The sequence below is a fragment of the Nonomuraea corallina genome (genome assembly GCF_027620315.1).
Lineage (GTDB): Bacteria > Actinomycetota > Actinomycetes > Streptosporangiales > Streptosporangiaceae > Nonomuraea > Nonomuraea corallina.
Genome location: NZ_JAPNNL010000284.1, coordinates 1 through 5,089, shown reverse-complemented (window position 1 = coordinate 5,089; position 5,089 = coordinate 1). Strand labels below are relative to the sequence as shown.

Annotated in this window: 6 protein-coding genes; 3 read left to right on the top strand and 3 right to left on the bottom strand. The window is 65.2% G+C overall.

Going from position 1 to position 5,089, the window contains the following annotated elements:
• Positions 1-259 precede the first annotated feature (259 nt).
• The 3 genes from OUY22_RS35590 to OUY22_RS35580 all read right to left on the bottom strand — a co-directional run bounded on the left by OUY22_RS35590 (position 260) and on the right by OUY22_RS35580 (position 2,548).
• Positions 260-403 carry a hypothetical protein gene (locus OUY22_RS35590; RefSeq protein WP_270159719.1) on the bottom strand — a complete coding sequence of 48 codons (144 nt, stop codon included), beginning with the start codon at positions 401-403 and terminating at the stop codon, positions 260-262.
• A 766-nt stretch (positions 404-1,169) separates the two neighbouring features.
• Positions 1,170-1,466 carry a hypothetical protein gene (locus tag OUY22_RS35585; protein ID WP_270159718.1) on the bottom strand — a complete coding sequence of 99 codons (297 nt, stop codon included), beginning with the start codon at positions 1,464-1,466 and terminating at the stop codon, positions 1,170-1,172.
• Between the two features lie 425 nt (positions 1,467-1,891).
• Positions 1,892-2,548 (bottom strand): TetR/AcrR family transcriptional regulator, encoded by a 657-nt coding sequence (locus tag OUY22_RS35580; RefSeq protein ID WP_270159717.1) that lies wholly within the window; start codon positions 2,546-2,548, stop codon positions 1,892-1,894.
• A gap of 163 nt (positions 2,549-2,711) precedes the next feature.
• Between OUY22_RS35580 and OUY22_RS35575 the strand changes: the two genes are divergently transcribed.
• The 3 genes from OUY22_RS35575 (at position 2,712) to OUY22_RS35565 (ending at position 4,376) form a co-directional block, all read left to right on the top strand.
• A complete protein-coding gene (locus OUY22_RS35575; RefSeq protein ID WP_270159716.1) occupies positions 2,712-3,143 on the top strand; it encodes an ester cyclase in 432 nt (143 codons plus the stop codon).
• 178 nt (positions 3,144-3,321) lie between these two features.
• Positions 3,322-3,672, top strand: coding sequence for a DUF1330 domain-containing protein (locus OUY22_RS35570; protein WP_270159715.1), 351 nt, complete (start codon positions 3,322-3,324; stop codon positions 3,670-3,672).
• Between the two features lie 344 nt (positions 3,673-4,016).
• Positions 4,017-4,376, top strand: coding sequence for a hypothetical protein (locus tag OUY22_RS35565; protein ID WP_270159714.1), 360 nt, complete (start codon positions 4,017-4,019; stop codon positions 4,374-4,376).
• Positions 4,377-5,089: the final 713 nt, after the last annotated feature.

Genomic DNA, 5,089 nt, shown 5'->3' with positions numbered 1-5,089 from the left:
GACGGGATTCGGCCCAGAAGTCGGCACGGACTCCCCATGCCGTGCCGGCACTTCGCGCGGTCCGCGCAGCCCTGCTGCGGAGAGGCCGTGGTTGCCTTGTCTCATCATGAATGTCCTTATCTACGGTGTCCGAGGCACAGTGTTCGATCTTGCGAGCCCCGTCTCGGAGTGGCGCTGATGGGCAGCTGTGAGCGGCAGACGAGGGGCGTGGTGAGCCCAACGCGGTCCGGGTTCACAGCCCGAAGTCATCGCCGAACGCTCATGGCATCCGCCATCGCCCGCCGCGCTGACATCGAGCCGACGCCGCTTCGACCAGGCCGCCCTGTTCGACCCTGACCAGCAGCGCGAGGAGGGTGCCTTCGGCGTTGCCGGAGAAGCCCTGGTCATGCAGCCAGGCGGACATCGGCCCGCCCACCGACCATTTCCCTAACTACTTGGTGTCGCTGACTACCAGTATAAAGTAGCACTGACTACCGGTACTTAGCAACACAGGATAGCTAGGCCAGGGAGTGCCTTTTTTCTGACGTCTTGACCGGTATTGCGGGCGTTCATCACGAGATATGGGCTAGATCCAGTTTCAGCCGTCGCCGTCAGTCAGCGGGGAAGTACAGCAACGCCGCCTCACGCAGCCTGACCGTCCCTCGCGGCGTCACACGGTTGAGCAGCAACGCCGGCTCTCGACGAAAGAAGCGTCAGGCTTCCACCGAGTTACCGGTCGTTTCTGAGCTTCGCCAATGGATGGGGTGGAGAGATTCTGCTGCCGGGTGGTGAGATCGGCTGGCTGCGGGATCTGGATCCCGATGCCGCTGAGCCGTGGGATGACACCGACGTCCCCGATGAGGAGTACTTCATCTGTGGCGACGGCCAGGACACCGCTCTCCATTTCCGCTTCGAGTACTTGCCGGACACGCTCCTCATCGGCCGCTTCGATGAGGGCGAATACCTACTCAACCCGCGTTGATCTGGTGGAGGTCTCCGCTGAGGAGGCTGCCGGCCCGGATGAGCAGGTCGGGTGCTCGTTCCCTGTGTTCGCCGTGAAGCTCACGCGGTAAGAGTTTCAGCGTGGCAGAGCTTCTGCAGCCGAGAGCATCCCGTCTGGCGGCCGATCTTCGGCGGACTGGTAGAGGAGTGAGATGAGCGGAGACGACCGAATGGAGCAGTCCAGGCTGTTATACGAACGAGCAGTCTTCGGGGGTGACGTCGACGCGGTGCCGATTGCCGAGCGGGAGCTTGACGCGGTGGAGGCGGACCTTGCCCTTGCTCGGGGTCGTATCGCCCACGCGCGGTTCCTGGGCGACAGACAGGAGGACCCTGGTGAGCTGGCTCTGTTCGAGCGCGCGGCCGAACTTTACCGAAAGGTCGAAGACATCCGCGGTGAGGCGGAGGCGCTGTTCTGGATCGGGTGTTTCCATCAGGTCGTACGAGATGACGACGCCGTCGCGGTTCCCGTGCTGGAACAGTCCCATCAGAAGGCGGTGGACGCCGGTGACGTCCTGACCATGTCGTATGCCCTCAGGCACCTGGGCATCGCGGATGGGCGGGCAGGGCGCCCGAGATCGGCGCGAGAACGCCTGGAGGAGTCGACACGTCTCCGCCGTGAGATCGGGTTCCTTCCCGGGGTTGCCTGCCGCGAACCTGGTCGGACTGGCCTACATCTCCGCCGGAGAGGGCCGCCGCGAGGAGGCGCTGAGACTTCTTGACGAGGCTGATGCGATCGCCGATGCCGCGGACGCCCACGGCATACTCCGCCATGTACGGGAGGCACGGGCGCAGTTATGCAACGGCTGAGGTTTCTCCGCAGCACGGACACCTCGCCGCCTCACCCGGCCCGATGCTCCCACAGGCCGAACGATCATGGCACAGGGCCAAACCCCTTTTGAGCGGTCTCGCCTCAGGCATCAGGCGAGTCGGGGCCGGACAGCGAGGGTGAACGCTGGTCGGCGTGGGACGGGACGAGGGCTCGCAGGGCGATGTCGACGGAGGCCTGGAGGTCTTCACGGCCGGCGCCGGCCGCGGCGTGGACGGCGAATCCCTCGCTGAGCGCCATGACGAAGCGTGCCAGTGCCCGGTGGTCGACGCCGGGTGGGAGGTCTCCTTCTTTCGCCGCGCGAGCCAGCCGTTCTTCGAGGGCGGCTTCGTTGGCGGCGCGCCCGGCGGCCAGGACCTCGGAGATGCGGGCGTTCTCGGGTGAGCAGGCCAGGCCTCCTTGGATGGAGAGGCAGCCTCGGGGGTGATCGTGGGCGGTGAGGCCGTCGACGCTGGAGCGTAGGAACGCTTCGATGGCGGCGTAGGCGGTGGGCTGGTCGAGTGCGGCGCGGACGTTGGCCAGCTGGGTCTCGCGGTAGCGGGTGAAGGCGCGCTCGAACAGTTGCTCCTTGCTGCCGAACGTGGCGTACAGGCTCGGCCGGTTGATGCCCATCGCGCTGGTGAGGGTGGTCATGGACGTGCCCTCGTAACCGTGTTGCCAGAAGACCTCGGTGGCCCGGTCGAGGACCGTCTCTTCGTCGAACGCCCGGGGTCGTCCGATGGCCGGCGTCTCGATGCTCATGAGCTGATCCTACCGTTCGGTACAGATGTCGGCCCACCTTTGCGACCGATCGGTACAAAAGGGTGCTATAGTTTTTCTTTACCGAGCGGTACAAAAATGTCCGCCCCGGTCCAACGGTCGATCTGGGGCAACAGGTCGGCACTGACGGAATGAGATAGTGATCATGAGCTCCACTGCGACGGGTTCGGGCATGTCGGTCGAGGAACTGCGCGACTTCTACCTGCGGTACGTCGAGCTGGCGAACAAGCGTGAGTTCCACCGCATGGCCGAGTTCGCCCACGACGAGGTGATCATGGGTGGCACCCCGGTCAAGAGGGACGACATGGTGGCCGAGTTCTCCAAGCACGTCGAAGCGGTGCCGGACTTCCATTGGGAGATCCAGGATCTCGTCGTCGAGGGCGACCGGGTGGCCGCCCGCCTGGTCGACACGGGGACGCCGGTCAAGGAGTGGAACGGCCTGGCGCCCACCGGGGCGTCGGTGTCGTTCGCCGAGACCGCCTTCTACCAGGTCCGGGACGGCCGGTTCGCGTCCATGTGGTACCTGATGGACACCGACACGGTACGGCGGCAGCTCGCCGCCGGACCCTCCCGGTGAGCGATGCGTCGCGATGACCGTGCGTCGAGACGGACGGCGGTTCCGCCGTCCGTCGAGGACGGGGCGCGGGATTCGAGTCGTCGGCAAGCCGGATCACCTACCTGCCAGGTAATCGCCCTGCCTACCAGGGCGTGTCAGGATCGGCAGCGCACCGAACGCGACTTCACCGGAGGACCCCATGCCCGCCTACGTCATCGCCCACCTGCGGGAGGCGGCCCCACACCCCGAGATCGCCGATTACATCGAAAGGCTCCCCGCCACTTTCGAGCCGTACGGCGGCCGTTACCTCGTCCACGCCGCCCAGCACGAGGTGAAGGAGGGCGTCTGGCCGGGACATGTCGTGATGATCGGCTTCCCGGGGATCGCCGAGGCGCGGGCGTGGTGGGACTCTCCCGCCTACCGGGAGATCGCGCCGTTGCGCTCGCGGCACATCGAGGGCGACATCATCATGGTCGACGGCGTGCCCGAGAACTACGACCCGACGGCGGCCGTCACCGCCATCCGGGAGGCGGTGGCCCTGCCGGCGTAGGGGAGGAGAGCAGGGCTCTTGAATCGGACGTCAAGGGCGGCGGCGCGGGGGCGCGGCAGGCAGGGTGTGCTCGAACTCCTCACGCGGCCGAGGGCCACCGATGTGCGAGGTGAACAGCTCGATGCACGGTCCCGGGCTCAGGAGCACGAGGCGCTCGGTCCTGATCGGGGCGGGCGGCCAGGCGACGGGTCCGAGCTCGGTCCTTCCGGTCAATCCAAGGAGTGACGGAAACGGTCGCCGCTGCTTCATCGGTAAGAAGGGCTGAATAAACCCTTTGGACTGACGTGATAGCCGATGCGAGACTTGCTCCGTTTACGACAGTGGCTTCACCCTCTGGAGGAATCATGCGTCGAGCCGCCATGACGTTACTCGCGCTGTTCGCTGCGACTGTCGCTTCGATCGCGACGACCCAGCCGGCCAACGCTGAGGTGTATCACACCTGTCGCCCCGACTACTGGACGAACAAGTGCTCCAGCGGCTACGCGCCCGCTAACCGCACCCTGAACCGCGTCTGGATCGGGATCGACAGCACCAGCATCGTGGACTGGGAGGTTTGGGACAGGGAGACAGGGGCTCGCGTCGGATCAGGACGGGTCTCGCCGGACAAGCAGTTCCGCCACGGTATCTATGGGCTGTACGGAAGCAAGTACCAGTTGGTCATGAAGGGGAGCTGGGGTAACTACGGCTTCATCTGCGACTGCTGAAGCGCTTCGCGTCGCTCTTCAAGCTCTCCGCGAGATCGCGGAGGGCTTTCGCGTTTCCAGGCCCTTCCGAGAGCGGGAAGACCTCGCCTCGTGACGGCTCGGTCTTCGTCGGTCAGGGGACTCGCTTGGCGAAGGTGCCGCAGGACGCAGGGCCAAGAGCGCGAAGCAAGCGATCAGCGCTCTCACCGTCTGCCGCTGCGAAGAGGTACAGGCATCGACGGCAGCGTCAGCCCGGCGGGGTCGTCAGAGGTCTGTCGTGTCATGGGCCGAAAATCTGTATCCGCCGTAGTAGACATTCGCCGGTGTGGCTGCTAGGGTTTTTGACATCGCAAGGAACGGATTCATCGGGCAGCAGGAAGTTGTCACCGCATCACGACGAACTGCCCGAACTGAGGATGAAGTAGGTAGTTAAGGCAGAAGGTCGGACGTGAAGGGCCAGTGCAGTGGAAGGGGCCCAGATCGTGGACGCGCTGCCAAGGAAGTGGACGACAGGTCCAGAAGCATGAAGAAAGGAGTGTTGAACGCCATCGAAGGATCGCCCGTCGTCGGCTGAGGAGTCTCGCCGCGCGGGTACCGCAGTTCCACAAGATAGGAAGGTGGTCTACGGTCACGCATCCGCGATCCCCGCATCACCGCCGCACAGCAGGGCGGGTGCGGAATACAGTAAGCCGGCCGCATGGCCGGTAGATGGTGTTGAACCTCTTCGGGCCCCG